Source organism: Microvirga ossetica (assembly GCF_002741015.1).
In the GTDB taxonomy this organism is placed as follows: domain Bacteria; phylum Pseudomonadota; class Alphaproteobacteria; order Rhizobiales; family Beijerinckiaceae; genus Microvirga; species Microvirga ossetica.
Window position 1 is genome coordinate 5,705,636 of sequence record NZ_CP016616.1, and the last position, 15,263, is coordinate 5,720,898.

The window sequence follows — 15,263 nt, forward strand, 5'->3', positions numbered from 1 at the left end:
CCCTTATTTAGTCGGCCTCGGGCCGAACGCCAATGGCTATTGTGACGCTGTCGGAAACGTGAAGCGTAACGCTCAGCTTCGCCGCTGGGGCGTCTGCGGTGCGGCGGGGGCCGCAGGCGCAGGCGTCGCCGGGCGCTGCGGATCGGGCTCGGCCGGCTCTGCCTCTGCCGGTGCCTCCCTGTTGCGCAGGCGCTGGATCAGGACCTCGGCATTCTCGGGCAGCATGGCGATGATGCTGTCGCGGGCGTTTTCCATGGCAGGCCGGGTCCGCGAGTCGGTGGCCCACGGGGGCTCCTTGCCCTGCAGCAGCCAGCCCAGGAAAGCCCAGCCGATCACGCAGATCAGGAAGCCGCGCGCGGCGCCGAAGACGAGGCCCAGCGTCCGGTCGAGGGCGCCGATGCGGGAATCGAGGATCAGGTCGGAGATCTGCACCGTGATGATCGAGACGATGATTAGGGTCACGACGAAGATGCCGCCGATCGCCGCCACGAGAGCGACGGTATTGCTGCTGATATATTGCTGCGCGATCGGCAGGGCGGTCGGGTGCAGGTACCAGGCGGCAGCGGCCGCGACGACCCAGGCGACGATGGCGAGCACCTCGCGGGTGAAGCCGCGCACGGCGGCCAGAAGGGCGGAGATCAGGACGATACCGATAACGACGAGGTCCAGAACGGAAACGGGCATGGGGCCGGGCCTACGCGAGATGACAGGAATGGAGCCGCCTTTGCGGGTTCGAAGCCTGGCTCTATAGCGTTAAGAAAGGCTTTCGTCACCCTGGGAAGTCCAGCTGCCTGTGTGCAGGCCATACCCGGACCGGTGTCCTTGGCCGATTCTGGGGGGACCAGGATGATCGGCTTGCCGATTTTCCGGCCATCGAGCGGGGCGAGCGAGGGCAAAGGCACCTTCTCAAGTCCCTCGCTCAAGTCCCTCGACGTCGCGCTGCCCCTTGCCAAGTTTTGAGAGAAACCGAGGGGAAATGGCCCCGATATGCATCGGGGCCTCAAAGCGGTGATGCGTCAGATGAACAGGAAGTCGTCGGCGCTCAGCATCGTCCCCGGCTTCAGTTTCAGGATCTCGATCTCCTTGCCTTTGCCGGAGCCGTCGATATCCAAATAAACGAAGCCGTTCTTCTTGTTGTAGAAGACGTAGTCGTTCGACCCGTCCGGAGTGTCGTTGAGCTTCGTGCCGACATTAAAGAACTTCTTCTCGAGCTTCTGGCCCTTCTTGAAGATCTTGTCGAAACCGACGGACTTGTTGGAGTTCTTATCGGGCTTGCCACCATCGTCCGAGCCCTTCTTCGAGATCACGTCGCTTGTCTTCGGGCCCTTCACCTTGAAGGCTTTCAGAGCCGCGAGGCTGATCTGGATCGTATCGTCAGAGGCCTTGAAGTCTTCGATATGATCGAAGTGGCCCTTCTTCACGGGCGTATCGAACACGAAGGTATCCTGTCCGGCGCCGCCATAGAGCTTGTCCTTGCCCGTACCGCCGTTGAGCGTGTCGTTTCCGCCAAGGCCATAGATCTTGTCGTTGCCGCCGCCGCCGTTGATGATGTCGGCGCCTTCGGTGCCCCTGAGCGTGTTGTTGCGGGAAGTCCCGTTGGTCGTCTCGACGAAATCGGTAACGGCCAATGTCAGCTGCCTCACGATGGATTGAGGTTCGCCACCGACCAGGGTCGTGGCTTTCACATAAACCGTATAGGTGCCGATATCCTTGTCATCGAGACCGGCCTTGAGCGTAATTTTGTCGCCCGCGATCGTGAAGAGGCTGCTGGTCGCAGCAGTTGCGCCATCCGGACCGGTCACGAGGCTGTAGGTATAGCTATCGCCCGTATCCTCATCGACGGCTTTCAGGCTTGCGACCTCCGTGCCGACGGCAGCATTGTCCGCGATCGTTCCGCCCGTGACCGCGATACCGGTCGGAGCCTCATTGACGTCGGTTAGACCGACCGAGACATCCGTTTCCGCAACCGTGCTCTCCTGGTCTCCGACCCCTTCAAGCGTCAGGTCGATAGTCCGCGCAACCTCGAAATTGAAGCTGCTGCCTCCGACCGGAAGGTACAATTCATAGAGATCATCCGCCTCGACGTATCGGATGGCGAAGCGGCTGTCGGAGAGCTCGAACGTGAAGGTCTCGCCGGGTTGAGCATCGACCACTTCAAACTTTGCCACGACGAAATTGGGTGAGGGATTTTCCGGGAATGTCAGGGGAAGGGGAGAAATAACAGAGATCGTGGCCATGGTTTTCTCTTCTGAGGCTCGTGGGTCCGCCCTTACCTCGTCCGAGGTAATTCGAAAGGGTAATCGAAGCTCAGAAGGAGATATAGAATAACTCTAAACTGTCAATCCGGCTGCTAGATCTAGCAGTGCGACCAAGAGGCAGATCTAGGATGCTTTTCGTCGCCGGACCGCGATATTCGCGACGAGGTCGGTGATGTGGCCGATGGCCGAGGTGGCCAGAGGGAGGCGCTCGCTCTTCGAGCCCTTGGACTTGTCGAGCCGCGGCTGAGGCGAGATCGCGCTCGAGAAGCCGAGCTTGGCTGCTTCCTTCAGACGCGCTTGCTCCTGCGCCACCGGGCGGATCGCGCCGGAGAGACCCAGCTCGCCGAAATAGACCGTGTCCGGCGGCAGCGCATTGCCTGACAGGGACGAGATCAAGGCCGCAGCGGCCGCGAGGTCGGCGGCGGGCTCGGTGATGCGCAGGCCGCCGGCGACGTTGAGATAGACGTCGTGCATGCCGAGCTTCAGCCCGCCATGGGCCTCAAGGACGGCGAGCACCATGGAGAGGCGGCTCTGGTCCCAGCCGACCACGGCGCGGCGCGGCGTGCCGAGGGAGGAGGGCGCGACGAGGGCCTGGATCTCGACGAGCAGCGGACGCGTGCCCTCCATCCCGGCGAAGACGGCAGTGCCCGGCGTCGCCATGTCGCGGCCGGCGAGGAACAACTCGGACGGGTTCGGCACCTCTCGCAAGCCCTGATCCGACATCTCGAAGACGCCGATTTCGTCGGTCGGGCCGAACCGATTCTTCACGGCACGCATGATGCGGAAGTGATGGCCGGTATCGCCTTCGAACGACACCACCGCATCGACCATGTGCTCGACGACGCGAGGCCCGGCGATCTGGCCGTCCTTGGTGACATGGCCGACGAGAATGACGGCCGTGCCGCTCGTCTTCGCGAAGCGGATCAGTGACTGGGCGGAGCCGCGCACCTGGGTCACGGTGCCGGGGGCCGATTCCACCGTCTCGGTCCACATGGTCTGAATCGAGTCGATGATGGCAAGCGCCGGCGGGCGACCCTGGCTCAGGGTGGCGATGATGTCCTCGACATTGGTCTCCGAGGCGAGTTCGACGGGCGCCTGCCCGAGGCCGAGACGCTCGGCGCGCAGGCGCACCTGCGCCACCGCCTCTTCGCCGGAAATGTAGGCGACGCGTTCGCCACGCTTGGCCAGGGCTGCAGAGGCCTGCATGAGGAGGGTCGACTTGCCGATGCCCGGATCGCCGCCGAGCAGGATGACCGAGCCGTGCACGAAGCCGCCGCCGGTGACGCGGTCGAGTTCGGCGATGCCGGAGGGCGTTCGCGGCGCCTCCTTGGTCTCGCCGGAAAGGCCTTCGAGCGGGAAGATCCGGCCCTTGGCGCGGGACGGGCGCGTGGCGACAGGGCCAGACATCGGGCTGGCGGCGCCGGTTTCCTCGACGATGCTGTTCCAGCCGCCGCAGGCCTCGCACTTGCCTTTCCAGCGGTTGTAGACCGCGCCGCATTCCTGGCAGACGAAGGAGGGGTGACGCTTGGCCATCAGCCTTCTCCGCCGCGATAGGCGCGGGCGTAGCGCGATCCGAGATTGGTGAGGATCTCGTAGCCAATGGTCCCGGCGCGTCGGCCGACTTCGTCCACGGTCAGGTCGCCGCCGATCAGGGTAACGGTGTCGCCCCGCTTCACTTGGGTTTCCGGCACGTCCGTCACGTCAACGGTGATCAGGTCCATGGAGACGTTGCCGGCAAACGGGCAGGGCTGGCCCGCCACGAGCGCCATGCCGGCGAGCAGCTCGTCGCCGCTCTTGCCGCGAGCGCTCGATGAGCGCGGGTAGCCGTCCGCGTATCCGACCGAGAGCGTCGCGATGCGGCGCCGCGTGAGGGCAAGCCAGCGGCCGTTATAGCCGACCGTGTGATCCGCCTCGACCCAGCGCAGCTGTGCGATCCGGCCTTCGAGACCGACGACCGCGCGCATGGGATTGTCCCGGTCCGGCGTCGGGTTGCCGCCATAGAGCGCGTAGCCTGGACGGGCGAGGTCGAAATGCGGCTTCTCCTTGAGGAAGATGCCCGAGGAATTGGCGAGCGATGCCGTAATGCCGGGAAGCGATGCCTTCACGGCCTGGAAGGCTTCGATCTGCTGAATGTTGAGCGGATTGTCACTCTCCTCCGCGCTCACGAAATGGCTCATGAGGAGCGCGGTCTCGAAATCCTTCAGCTCACTTGAGTCTTTGAGCGTCAGGCCCTGCGGCACGGTGAGGCCGAGCCGGTTCATACCGGTATCGACATGGATCGCGGCCTTCAGCTTCTGGTCTTGCGCGCGGGAGAACGCAGCCCATTCCCCGATCTCTTCGAGGGAGCCGAGCACCGGGCGCAGATCGAATTCCGCATAGGTCGGGCCGGTGCCGGGCAGGAGCCCGTTCAGCACATAGATCGCCGCATCGGACGCAACGGCACGGGCGCGAATCGCCTCGCTCAGATGCGCGACGAAGAAGGTGCGGCAGCCCGCATGGGCAAGGGCAGGCACGGCCTGCTCGATGCCGATGCCATAGGCATTGGCCTTGACGACAGCCGCGGTGTCTACGCCGCCGGCGTTTCCGCGCAGGATGCGCCAGTTCGAGGCGAGGGCGTCGAGATCGATATGGAGGACGCCACCCGCGGCGTTCTCAGGGATCTCGCGAATGGTGTTGGTCTGAGATCTAAGCTTGGTCAATCGCCAATCCGTTCGGGAAGTTTGTCTTCATCCGCAAGGTCGGTGAAGCGGGTGATGTCGGCCTGGAAGGCGAGCTGCACGGTGCCGGTCGGTCCGTGACGCTGCTTGCCGATGATGACCTCGGCCTTGCCGTGAACCTGATCCATCTCCGACTGCCACTTGAAGTATTCCTCGGTGCCGGGTTTCGGCTCCTTGTTCTTCAGATAGTACTCTTCGCGGTAAACGAACATGACCACGTCGGCGTCCTGCTCGATCGAGCCCGATTCACGAAGGTCGGAGAGCTGCGGCCTCTTGTCGTCGCGCGATTCCACTTGGCGGGAGAGCTGCGAGAGCGCGACCAGCGGCACCGAGAGTTCCTTGGCGAGTGCCTTGAGGCCGGTGGTGATCTCGGTGAGCTCCTGCACGCGGTTCTCGCCCTTCTTGGAGGAGCCGGAGAGGAGTTGGAGATAGTCGACGATGAGGATGTCGAGGCCGCGCTGGCGCTTGAGACGGCGCGCGCGCGCCGCAAGCTGCGCGATGGAGATGCCGCCGGTCTGGTCGATGTAGAATGGAATCGACTGCATCTCGCGGGCGGCTTCGGTGATCTTGTAGAAATCGTCCTCGCGCATGTCGCCGCGGCGGATCTTGTAGGAGGGCACGCCCGATTGCTCGGCGATGATACGGGTCGCGAGCTGCTCCGCCGACATTTCGAGGGAGAAGAAGCCGACGATTCCGCCATTGACCGTCTTCAGGGAGCCGTCCTGCTGCTTCTCGGCCCGGTAGGCCTTGGCGATGTTGAACGCGATGTTCGTCACGAGCGAGGTCTTGCCCATCGCCGGGCGTCCGGCGAGGATGACCAGATCCGAGGGCTGCAGGCCGCCGAGCGACTTGTCGAGGTCAATCAGGCCCGACGAGATGCCCGAGAGGGCGCCTTCGCGCTTGTAGGCGGCGGCGGCCATGTCGATCGCTGCGGTGAGCGCATCGGAGAAGCGCTGGAAGCCGCCGTCGTAGCGGCCCGTTTCCGCCAGCGCGTAGAGGCGCCGCTCGGCCTCCTCGATCTGGTCGCGGGGAGAGGTTTCGACGGGAGCGTCGAAGGCGACGTTCACCATGTCCTCGCCGATATTGATCAGGTTCCGGCGCACGGCGAGATCGTAGATCGTGCGGCCGTAATCCTCGGCGTTGATGACGGTCGTCGCCTCGGCCGCCAGGCGGGCGAGATATTGCGAGACCGTGATGCCGCCGAGGTCCTGATCGCCCAGGAAGGTCTTCATGGTGATCGGGGTCGCGACCTTGCCGGCCTTGATCAGGCTCGTCGCGACCTCGTAGATCCGCCGGTGCAGATCCTCGATGAAGTGGCCGGCCTCGAGGAAATCGGAGACGCGGTAATAGGCATCGTTATTGACCAGGATCGCGCCCAGCAGGGCCTGTTCGGCCTCGATATTGCTGGGCGGCGTCCGAAACTGCGGCTCGGCGGTCTCGAGACGGGCGATCAGGGCGTTGGCGGTGGCCATCTGGCGCTCCGGAAACAGGGAAGGGTTAGAGTCTCTTAGACCGCAATTGGTGTCCTAAAGGTTGCCGCGCGGACACGAAGCCGGGACTCTTCCCGATCTGTCCTCACTGTCCTCGATTCTCACAATGTTCATCTTTTCGTAAGACTTCGGCTTGACTCTCCAGCAACCCCGAAACCCAAAGAAGAACGCTCCCCGTCGAATCGACGGAGAGCGCGATTTTAGAACAAAACAAGAACTGGAACAAGCGCTCCAGCTTAATCCAATCCTCTCGTCATGGCCGGGCTTGTCCCGGCCATCCCGATGCGAAGAGCCGCGGCGCTTCACAGACCGGGATCACCGGCACGAGGCCGGTGATGACGTGAAGGGAGTCTCCCAGCCGGTCGAGCCGCAGGAACGACCGAAGAGCCTTAGAGCTCTTCGTCGCCGCCGGCTTCGGCCAGGGCAGCGCCGACCTCGAGGCCGAGATCGTCGAGGTTGGTCTCTTCACGGGTCGTGACCGACTCGCCGCGCGCCTGACGCTCGGCTTCCTCGGGGCTGCGGGCGACGTTGATCGTCACGTGAACCTCGACCTCCGGATGGAGGGCGACGGGCACGTTGTGCAGGCCGATGGTCTTGATCGGCTGGTTGATGGCGATCTGGTTGCGATCGACCGTGAAGCCGTTCTCGGTCATCGTCTCAGCGAGGTCGCGGGTCGAGACCGAGCCGTAGAGAACGCCGGTCTCGCCGGACTGCCGCAGGATGATGAAGCTCTGGCCGTTCAGCTTCTCGCCCACGACTTCCGCTTCCTTGCGGCGCTCGAGGTTACGGGCCTCGAGCTGGGCGCGCTGGGCATCGAAATGCTTCTTGTTGGTGTCCGTGGCGCGCAGAGCCTTGCCGCGCGGCAGGAGGAAATTGCGTGCATAGCCGGAGCGGACCTTCACGGTCTCGCCCATCTGGCCGAGCTTTGCGACGCGCTCGAGAAGGATCACTTCCATGGTTGTCTCCTTTAGGTTCGTGATCAGGTGGAAAGGGTTGACGGCGGACCCGGCCGCCGTCCGAAGCGACGGCGCAGGCCGAAGACGGAATCGGCAAGGCCGAACAGGGCCAGGGCAACCATCAGGATGCCCTGGGTAATGACGATGAGCACATAGAGGGCCGACAGCATGAACGCGCGCCCGGACTTGCCGCGCGTGCGGTCATGGATGGCCGCGAGGCCCTGCAGGGAGAAGGCCATGATGAAGGCGCCGGCAAGCGCCATGCCCAGCGCGCCGACGAAGCCGTCGATACTGGCGATCGCCAGGGCGGCGACGAGGATCAGCCCGGCGGATCGCGGCATGACGAGTTCCGGCACCGAAGGCCAGGGACGCGGCAGCCGCTTCGAGGCCTGGACGATGCGGGCGGCCGCCCAGAGATAGAGTGCCAGAATGGTGGTGAAGCCCTGCGCCGACAGAAGCGGCGTCGCGCGGGCGAGGAGGCCGACCAGCTCTTCGCGGGTCTCGGCGCTCAGGGCTTCGGGGCCGGTGGACGTGAACTGGGTGTTCACGAAGGCCTCAGCCACTGCACGGGCATTCTGGTCGAACGCGCCATAATCGCCGCCCGTCGAGATCACGCCGGCGGCGATGATGGTCAGCGCCGCCGTGGCCGCGGTCCAGGCGAGCAGCCGCCCGACCGGGAACCATTCCATGGTGCCGTCCGCGCCAGGGCGCCCGAGCAGGGCGAGATAGGACAGCCACCAGGCGGGCAGAGCGGTGATGAGGGCAAAACCGATGCCGCTGAGCGGCGACAGGATCAGGGCGATGGCCACGCCGCCGACGATGCCCGCCACGAGGCCGGAGCGGTGGTCCCAGCCCAGCGAAGCGATCAGAACGGGAATGGGGGCGAGCAGATACAGCACGGCAGCCAGCGGCGTCGCCTTGACGATCACCGCGGTCAGAAGGGCCGATACGAGGCCCGCGCCTATGCCTGTTGCTACAAAATTCATCGTCTCGCTGTCCCGCTGCTCATGGCAGGGTTAGGAGCGTTCCGCTCCAACTGACCCGGCGGGTTTTCACCGCTGGGCGAAGAATAGAGAAACCCTCAACCTCATCCTGAGGAGCAGCGGAGCTGCGTCTCGAAGGAGGTTCCAGAGAGCGCCAGAACCGCCATTCTGACCCTTCGAGACGCCGCCTTTGGCGGCTCCTCAGGATGAGGATGGCTATCCGGTAGGCTGCCCGGTTCAGAGACCGGGCAGCCCAGTAGTCTTAACGAATCACGTAGGGCAGGAGGCCCAGGAAGCGGGCGCGCTTGATCGCCTGGGCGAGCTCGCGCTGCTTCTTGGCCGACACGGCCGTGATGCGGGACGGAACGATCTTGCCGCGCTCGGAGATGTAGCGGGACAGGAGCTTCGTGTCCTTGTAGTCGATCTTCGGCGCGTTGGGACCCGAGAACGGGCAGGTCTTGCGACGGCGGAAGAAGGGACGACGGCCGCCGCCAGCGGCGCCACCGGTTGCACCAAATGCCATGATTAAGCCTCCTCGCCTTCGCTGGCGCTTTCGAAGCTGCCACCGTCGCGCTCACGGCGCTCGCGGTCCTTGCGCTCGTCGCGGTCGCGCTTCTGCATCATCACGGACGGCTCGGTCTCGAGCTCTTCGACCTTGATGGTCATGAAGCGAAGGATGTCTTCGTTGATGCGCATCTGACGCTCCATCTCGGCCACAGCCGGAGCCGGGGCGTTGAGGTTGAACATCGTGAAATGCGCCTTGCGGTTCTTCTTGATGCGGTAGGCGAGGGACTTCACGCCCCACATCTCGGTCTTGTCGACGCTGCCGCCGTTCTGCTCGATGACGCCCTTGTACTGGTCGACCATAGCCTCGACCTGCTGCGGGGTGACATCCTGGCGAGCCATGAAGATATGCTCATAGAGAGGCATAATGGGCCTTTCTCAGGGTTTGAGGTCAAGCCTCGGCACTGGATGAAGAGTGTCTCGGCCGTTTCGCGCATCCGATCGGCGCCAAGCCCTTCGAGCCTGCAAGGCCCGAGCGATTGTCGAAGGCGGAGACACGGGACGACGGAGTGAAGAAAACCCCTATGCGGCAAGCCGCACCGTCCGTTCAGCCCCCGGCCGGAGCGAACGCGAAGCGGGGGCTATAGTCGATTTGGGGTGGGAAGGCAAGGGTAAGGATACGACGGTGTTATCCCCGGTGAGCGTAGCGATAGAAGGGGATCCACGGTCCAGCTCGGCGCTATGGATTCCCTTCCCCTCCGCTGCGCTTCGGCCGGGAATGACACTCCGGCCGCTATTTGCCGTTAATAGCATCGCCGGACGATAAAGGCACTCTGGTCAACGGGCCCGGCTAGGCTAAAACACCTTTATGAGCGCTCCTCCCCTACGCCTCGGCGTCAATATCGATCACGTCGCAACCGTGCGGAATGCACGGGGCGGCATTCATCCGGACCCGGTCCGGGCCGCGAATATGGCTGTTCTGGCGGGGGCGGACGGGATCACCGCCCATCTCCGTGAAGATAGGCGCCACATCCGGGATGCGGATATGAGGCGCCTCAAGCAGGAGCTGTTCGTGCCGCTCAATTTCGAGATGGCGGCGACCTCCGAGATGATCGGCCTCGCCACGCAGTTGCGGCCGCATGCGGCCTGCCTCGTGCCGGAAAAGCGCGAGGAGCGCACCACCGAAGGCGGGCTCGACATCATCGGCGCCCATGTCCATCTGCGGCCCGCCATCAAGGAGCTGAGGGGTGAGGGCATCCGGGTGTCGCTGTTCGTGGAGCCGGAGATCGAGGTCATGGACGCGGCCTGCGACCTCCAGGCTCCCGTGGTCGAGCTCCACACCGGCACCTATTGCGAAGCGGTGGTCGACGGGGACCAGGCCAGGATCGTCTACGAACTCGAGCGCCTGCGCCGGGCTGCCGAGCACGGCGCCAAAATCGGTCTCGAGATTCATGCGGGGCACGGGCTAGCCCTCGACTCGGTCCGCGCCGTCGCCGCGATTCCGCAGATCGTCGAGCTCAATATCGGCCATTCCCTGATCGGCGAGGCGATCTTCTTCGGCCTCGACGAGGCGGTCCGAGCCATGCGCGCCGCCATGGACGAGGGCCGGGCGCAGGTGCCGGCATGATCCTCGGGATCGGGTCCGATCTCTGCGACATTCGGCGCATCGAGCAGTCCATCGAGCGCTTCGGGGACCGCTTCACCCACCGCATCTACACCGAGGGCGAGCGGGCGCGGAGCGACCGCCGCGCCGCCCGCGCCCCATCCTATGCCCGGCGCTTCGCCGCCAAGGAGGCCTGCGCCAAGGCTCTCGGGACCGGCCTGAGCCGGGGCGTATTCTGGCGCGACATGGAGGTGGTCAACCTGCCCAGCGGCCGGCCGACCATGCGCCTGACCGGCGGGGCGCTCGAGCGCCTGAAAGCCATGACGCCGCGGGGGCACAGGGCCGTCGTCCATATATCCCTCACGGACGATCCGCCGATGGCTCAAGCCTTCGTGATCATCGAGGCGCTTCCTATCTGAGGCAGGGCCTGCGTTGCGGCGGGACGCACCTTAGGTTAGAGCATGGCCCGGCAGCGATGCCGTCGGAAGCGGTTTGCACTCGGGGCTGAGTGCAATCCTCTCTCGACGGTCGCGGCAGCGGAGGACGGGCCCGCCGTTCCCTTTCAGGATCATAGGTCGAGTGACGTGAGCGACAAAACCAGCAAATACGTAGGTACCAGCGTGAAGAAAGAAGAAGGCGGCCTCTGGGAAACGATCAAGGTCATCATCCAGGCCCTCCTGATCGCGGTCGTCGTGCGCACGGTGCTGTTCCAGCCCTTCAACATCCCGTCGGGATCCCTGATCCCGACCCTGCTGATCGGCGACTATCTCTTCGTGTCGAAATATTCCTACGGCTATTCGAAGCACTCGATTCCCTTCAGCCCCGGCATCTTCTCCGGGCGCATCTTCGGCTCCGAGCCGAAGCGCGGCGAAATCGCCGTGTTCAAGTTGCCGAAGGACAACTCGACCGACTACATCAAGCGCGTGATCGGCCTGCCGGGCGACAAGATCCAGGTCATCGGCGGCGTGCTGCACATCAATGGACAGCCGGTCCAGCGCGAGCGGGTGGAGGATTACAAGACCACCGACCTCTACGGCCGCACCATCAGCGTGCCCCAGTATCGCGAAACGCTTCCGGGCGGCGTCAGCCACTTCGTCATCGAGCGCGACAACGACCGCGGCTATTGGGACAACACGAACGTCTACACGGTGCAGCCCGGCCATTTCTTCATGATGGGCGACAACCGGGACAACTCGACCGACTCGCGCGACGATGCGAGCGTCGGCCAGGTGCCGTTCGAGAACCTCGTCGGCCGGGCGGAGATCATCTTCTTCTCCATCGACGAGAGCGCGTCCCTGTGGCGTCCCTGGGAATGGCCGCAGAAGATCCGCTGGAACCGCCTCTTCGAGCGGATCCGCTAAAGCCGTGGCCCGCCGCAAGCCGAATCTCGACGAGCTTCTGAAGAAGCTTGGCTACAGCTTTGAAAAACCTGAGCTCCTTGATGAGGCGCTGACCCATGTCAGCGCTCCGCAGGCCGGTGGGCAGAGCTATCAGCGCCTGGAATTCCTGGGCGACCGTGTGCTCGGCCTCGCCATCGCCGAATTGCTCTTCAGGACGTTCCCCGGGGCGCCGGAAGGCGAGCTCTCCCGGCGTCTGGCGGAACTCGTTCGCCGGGAAAGCTGCGCCGAGATCGCCACGGCCTGGGATGTGGGTCCCTATCTGAAGCTCGGCGCCGGCGAGGCGCATGCCGGCGAGCGGCGCAACCAGACCATCCTGGCGGATGTCTGCGAAGCCATCATCGGCGCGGTCTTCATCGACGGCGGCTACGAGGCCGCCAGGGATCTCGTCGAGCGCGCTTTCCAGGAACTGGTTGAGGCCCCCCGCCGCCCGCTCCGCGACCCGAAGAGCGCGCTGCAGGAATGGGCGCAGGGGAGAGGCCTCCCGCCGCCCACCTATTCGGTGGTCGAGCAGATCGGGCCGGATCACGCGCCCAAGTTCCGGGTGGTCGTGAAGGTCAAGGGTGCGGAGAACGAGTTCGGCTCAGGCACGTCGAAGCGTATTGCGGAACAGGCGGCGGCGCGGAGCCTTCTCATGAAAGAGGGCGTCTGGACGGAGGAAGACCATGGAGCAGCCTGAGCAGACCGGCACGAAGGCCGGTTTCGTCGCCCTCATCGGTGCGCCGAATGCGGGCAAGTCGACCCTGTTGAACTCCCTCGTCGGCTCCAAGGTCTCCATCGTCTCGCGCAAGGTGCAGACGACGCGGGCGCTGGTGCGCGGCATCGCCATCGAGGGCGAGGCGCAGATCGTGTTCGTGGATACGCCCGGCATCTTCAAGCCGAAGCGCCGCCTCGACCGGGCCATGGTGACCTCGGCCTGGGGCGGAGCGGGCGATGCGGACGTGATTGCGCTGCTGCTCGACGCGCGCAAGGGCATCGACGAGGAAGCCGAGGCGATCCTGGCAAAGCTTCCGGATCTCAAGCGGCCGAAGGTGCTGATCCTCAACAAGATCGACCTGATCGAGCGCTCGCGCCTGCTGGAGATGGCCGCGAAGGTCAACGAGGCGGTGCCTTTCGCCCATACCTTCATGATCTCCGCCTTGAAGGGCGACGGCATCGAGACCTTGAAGCGCCAGCTCGCGGCGATGATGCCGGAAGGGCCCTGGCTCTATCCGGAAGACCAGATCTCCGACGCGCCGCTGCGCATGCTCGCCGCCGAGATCACCCGCGAGAAGATCTACGAGCGCCTGCACGAGGAGCTGCCCTATCAGTCCACCGTCGAGACGGATCAGTGGCAGGTGCGTCCGGACGGCTCCGTGCGCATCGAGCAGACCGTGTTCGTCGAGCGCGACAGCCAGCGCAAGATCGTGCTCGGCAAGGGCGGGCAGACCATCAAGGCCATCGGCCAGGCCGCGCGCAGGGAGATCGCCGAGATCGCCGAGGCGCAGGTCCACCTCTTCCTCTTCGTGAAGGTGCGCGAGAACTGGAGCGACGATCCCGAGCGCTATCGCGAGATGGGCCTGGAGTTCCCGCGCGGCGGCTAGCGCTTGTAGGCCGTGCGCAGCCCGCCCCAGTGGCGTCCGAAGATGCGGATGGGTGCATCCACCTCCTGCATCATCACGATCTTGCCGCCGCCCATGTCGCGGGCATAGGCCTGCACGACGAAGGGGCGCGTGGAGCGCGCGGCGGTGATGCCGGCGCGGTCGTCGAAGATGCGCTTGTTGCGGGAATTGGCGGCATTCCACACCGGATCGCCCGTGCGCTGGGCTTGAGAATAGATCCGGTTGTGGACCGGGATGTAGCCGTTGCGGTCGATGGCGAGACAGAAGGCCATGCTCGCATCAGAGGCCAGCACCCTCTCGAGGATCGACGGCAGCAGCCGTTCGAAGACCGGGAGATAGGCCGTGCCGTATTGAACGGGATCCGTGCCCGGCACCAGCCTGTAATCCATATCGAACGCGGCCTCGCGGGAGATCGCGCCGTCCTCCACCGCCCGCTCGATCAGGCCCTCGACCTGACGGGCCGTTTCCTGGGCGAGAAGGATGCGCGGCCTGTAGGCCGCCTCGACCTGGGCGATGAAGCCGTCGATCCGCGCCCGCGCCTCGGCATCGAGGCGGCCGAAGGCGCAATGGAGACCCATCGCGCTCGTGGCGACGATCCGCACGGGGACGCGGCCCAGATTCTGAATGTCGAGATCGGCGCTGCCGCCCACCTCGACCCTCAGGTCGGGAACGGGAGCCAGCAGCACGCCGCCGGTGCTGATGTCGATCAGCCGTGACGCGGCACTTCGCCCTCCGATCCGGATCGTTGCCGGACGGTCGACCGGCAGGCGGTCCGCCTGCCGGCGGTCGCCGATTTCGCTCTGGCGCACGACCGTGACGAAGCGCTGGCCCAGGGCCTTCGCGAGACCGTCCGCGATTGTCGTCGCGCGGTCGGCCTGATGGGCCCTTTGGCCCGCGCCGAGAGAAATGGAATCGACGTCGCCCGCGCGTTCGCTCACTTTGCCGACGCTGCCGGAGGTCACGCTGGCGAGCCGCGACGTCTCAGCAATCGCCGTGTTCTGTTCGCCGATCGAATGACGCACGCTGTCGAAGACCGGACGCACGCCCTGAATCGCCTCGACGACCTCGGTCACCGCGCCGGTGGATGACTGGGCCGTGTCGCGCAGGCGGTCGATCCGCTGCCGGATGTCGTCCGCAGCCTTGCCGGTCTGGGTCGAAAGCACCTTCACCTCGCTCGCCACGACGGCAAAGCCCCGACCGGCGGCGCCTGCGCGGGCGGCCTCGATGGTGGCATTGAGCGCGAGCAGATTGGTCTGGCGCGCCACCGAGGAGATCGTGTCCACGATCCCGACGATCTCGGCCGTGGCGGCGGAGAGTTGCGCGATGAGATCGCTAGCCTTCTGCGCCGCCTGGATCGCGTTGTCGACGCGCTCGCTCGCATGCTCCATCGCGCGGCCGATCTCGGCCGACGTCACGGCCAGTTCTTCCGTCGACGACGCGAGCGAGAGAGTTTCCTGGGATGCGGTCCGGCCGGAAGAGGCCAGCTCTCCGGCATGGGCGCGGATGTCCGCCAAATCCTTCTCGACGGCTGCCACATCCGCTGCCGCCACCGCGATCGCCTGGGTGACTCCCTGGATCGCTTTCAGAACATCGGCCTCCAGCGTGTCCACGACCTCGGTATTGAGGCGGTCTTCGCGCGGGGCTGGCGGGGTCGATTCCTCCGGTACGAGGCGAATGACTTCGTTCACATCGTCGATTTGCGGGGCGCGCCGCAGAATACCGAACATTGCCGGGCTCTCGTCGTTTATGTTGTT

Annotated in this window: 15 protein-coding genes; 5 read left to right on the top strand and 10 right to left on the bottom strand. The window is 65.0% G+C overall.

The window, feature by feature from the left end; translation table 11 throughout:
* Positions 1-72 precede the first annotated feature (72 nt).
* The 9 genes from BB934_RS27100 to rpsF form a co-directional block, all read right to left on the bottom strand.
* Entirely contained in the window at positions 73-684 is a 612-nt protein-coding gene (locus tag BB934_RS27100; protein WP_099512445.1) for a CvpA family protein, read from the bottom strand.
* A gap of 332 nt (positions 685-1,016) precedes the next feature.
* Complete coding sequence (locus BB934_RS48850; protein ID WP_099512446.1) at positions 1,017-2,237, bottom strand: calcium-binding protein; 1,221 nt, start codon at positions 2,235-2,237, stop codon at positions 1,017-1,019.
* 144 nt (positions 2,238-2,381) lie between these two features.
* Positions 2,382-3,791 carry a DNA repair protein RadA gene (radA, locus tag BB934_RS27110; RefSeq protein ID WP_099512447.1) on the bottom strand — a complete coding sequence of 470 codons (1,410 nt, stop codon included), beginning with the start codon at positions 3,789-3,791 and terminating at the stop codon, positions 2,382-2,384.
* On the bottom strand, positions 3,791-4,957 hold the full coding sequence (gene alr / locus BB934_RS27115; RefSeq protein ID WP_418294725.1) for an alanine racemase: 1,167 nt from the start codon (positions 4,955-4,957) through the stop codon (positions 3,791-3,793). Before alr ends, radA begins: the two co-directional genes overlap by 1 nt.
* A complete protein-coding gene (locus tag BB934_RS27120; RefSeq protein ID WP_099512448.1) occupies positions 4,954-6,447 on the bottom strand; it encodes a replicative DNA helicase in 1,494 nt (497 codons plus the stop codon). The genes alr and BB934_RS27120 overlap by 4 nt, the downstream gene beginning before the upstream one ends.
* Positions 6,448-6,854: 407 nt before the next feature.
* Entirely contained in the window at positions 6,855-7,421 is a 567-nt protein-coding gene (gene rplI / locus BB934_RS27125; RefSeq protein ID WP_099512449.1) for a 50S ribosomal protein L9, read from the bottom strand.
* 23 nt (positions 7,422-7,444) lie between these two features.
* Complete coding sequence (locus tag BB934_RS27130) at positions 7,445-8,407, bottom strand: DUF2232 domain-containing protein (protein WP_099512450.1); 963 nt, start codon at positions 8,405-8,407, stop codon at positions 7,445-7,447.
* A 259-nt stretch (positions 8,408-8,666) separates the two neighbouring features.
* Positions 8,667-8,927 (bottom strand): 30S ribosomal protein S18, encoded by a 261-nt coding sequence (gene rpsR / locus BB934_RS27135; RefSeq protein WP_036353512.1) that lies wholly within the window; start codon positions 8,925-8,927, stop codon positions 8,667-8,669.
* A gap of 2 nt (positions 8,928-8,929) precedes the next feature.
* Positions 8,930-9,334, bottom strand: a complete 405-nt coding sequence (gene rpsF / locus BB934_RS27140; protein WP_099512451.1) for a 30S ribosomal protein S6 — start codon at positions 9,332-9,334, stop codon at positions 8,930-8,932.
* Between the two features lie 442 nt (positions 9,335-9,776).
* On the opposite strand from rpsF, the gene BB934_RS27145 reads away from it, so the two are divergent.
* The 5 genes from BB934_RS27145 (at position 9,777) to era (ending at position 13,491) form a co-directional block, all read left to right on the top strand.
* Entirely contained in the window at positions 9,777-10,535 is a 759-nt protein-coding gene (locus BB934_RS27145) for a pyridoxine 5'-phosphate synthase (RefSeq protein WP_099512452.1), read from the top strand.
* Positions 10,532-10,930, top strand: a complete 399-nt coding sequence (gene acpS, locus BB934_RS27150; RefSeq protein WP_099512453.1) for a holo-ACP synthase — start codon at positions 10,532-10,534, stop codon at positions 10,928-10,930. Before BB934_RS27145 ends, acpS begins: the two co-directional genes overlap by 4 nt.
* A 165-nt stretch (positions 10,931-11,095) precedes the next feature.
* On the top strand, positions 11,096-11,872 hold the full coding sequence (lepB, locus tag BB934_RS49320) for a signal peptidase I (RefSeq protein WP_162299198.1): 777 nt from the start codon (positions 11,096-11,098) through the stop codon (positions 11,870-11,872).
* A 4-nt stretch (positions 11,873-11,876) separates the two neighbouring features.
* Positions 11,877-12,587 carry a ribonuclease III gene (rnc, locus tag BB934_RS27160; protein ID WP_237050115.1) on the top strand — a complete coding sequence of 237 codons (711 nt, stop codon included), beginning with the start codon at positions 11,877-11,879 and terminating at the stop codon, positions 12,585-12,587.
* Positions 12,574-13,491: a GTPase Era gene (gene era / locus BB934_RS27165; protein WP_099512456.1), complete on the top strand. Its 918-nt coding sequence runs from the start codon at positions 12,574-12,576 to the stop codon at positions 13,489-13,491. Before rnc ends, era begins: the two co-directional genes overlap by 14 nt.
* Here era and BB934_RS27170 read toward each other — a convergent pair.
* A complete protein-coding gene (locus tag BB934_RS27170) occupies positions 13,488-15,236 on the bottom strand; it encodes a methyl-accepting chemotaxis protein (RefSeq protein ID WP_099512457.1) in 1,749 nt (582 codons plus the stop codon). The two genes, era and BB934_RS27170, sit on opposite strands and share 4 nt — an antisense overlap.
* Positions 15,237-15,263: the final 27 nt, after the last annotated feature.

Bases quoted from the DNA above. Each gene is read 5' to 3' on its own strand.
- rpsR (WP_036353512.1), bottom strand. From the start codon at position 8,927: ATGGCATTTGGTGCAACCGGTGGCGCCGCTGGCGGCGGCCGTCGTCCC.
- BB934_RS27170 (WP_099512457.1), bottom strand. From the start codon at position 15,236: ATGTTCGGTATTCTGCGGCGCGCCCCGCAAATCGACGATGTGAACGAA.
- BB934_RS27145 (WP_099512452.1), top strand. From the start codon at position 9,777: ATGAGCGCTCCTCCCCTACGCCTCGGCGTCAATATCGATCACGTCGCA.
- BB934_RS27120 (WP_099512448.1), bottom strand. From the start codon at position 6,447: ATGGCCACCGCCAACGCCCTGATCGCCCGTCTCGAGACCGCCGAGCCG.
- rplI (WP_099512449.1), bottom strand. From the start codon at position 7,421: ATGGAAGTGATCCTTCTCGAGCGCGTCGCAAAGCTCGGCCAGATGGGC.
- radA (WP_099512447.1), bottom strand. From the start codon at position 3,791: ATGGCCAAGCGTCACCCCTCCTTCGTCTGCCAGGAATGCGGCGCGGTC.
- BB934_RS27100 (WP_099512445.1), bottom strand. From the start codon at position 684: ATGCCCGTTTCCGTTCTGGACCTCGTCGTTATCGGTATCGTCCTGATC.
- era (WP_099512456.1), top strand. From the start codon at position 12,574: ATGGAGCAGCCTGAGCAGACCGGCACGAAGGCCGGTTTCGTCGCCCTC.
- BB934_RS27130 (WP_099512450.1), bottom strand. From the start codon at position 8,407: ATGAATTTTGTAGCAACAGGCATAGGCGCGGGCCTCGTATCGGCCCTT.
- rpsF (WP_099512451.1), bottom strand. From the start codon at position 9,334: ATGCCTCTCTATGAGCATATCTTCATGGCTCGCCAGGATGTCACCCCG.
- acpS (WP_099512453.1), top strand. From the start codon at position 10,532: ATGATCCTCGGGATCGGGTCCGATCTCTGCGACATTCGGCGCATCGAG.
- BB934_RS48850 (WP_099512446.1), bottom strand. From the start codon at position 2,237: ATGGCCACGATCTCTGTTATTTCTCCCCTTCCCCTGACATTCCCGGAA.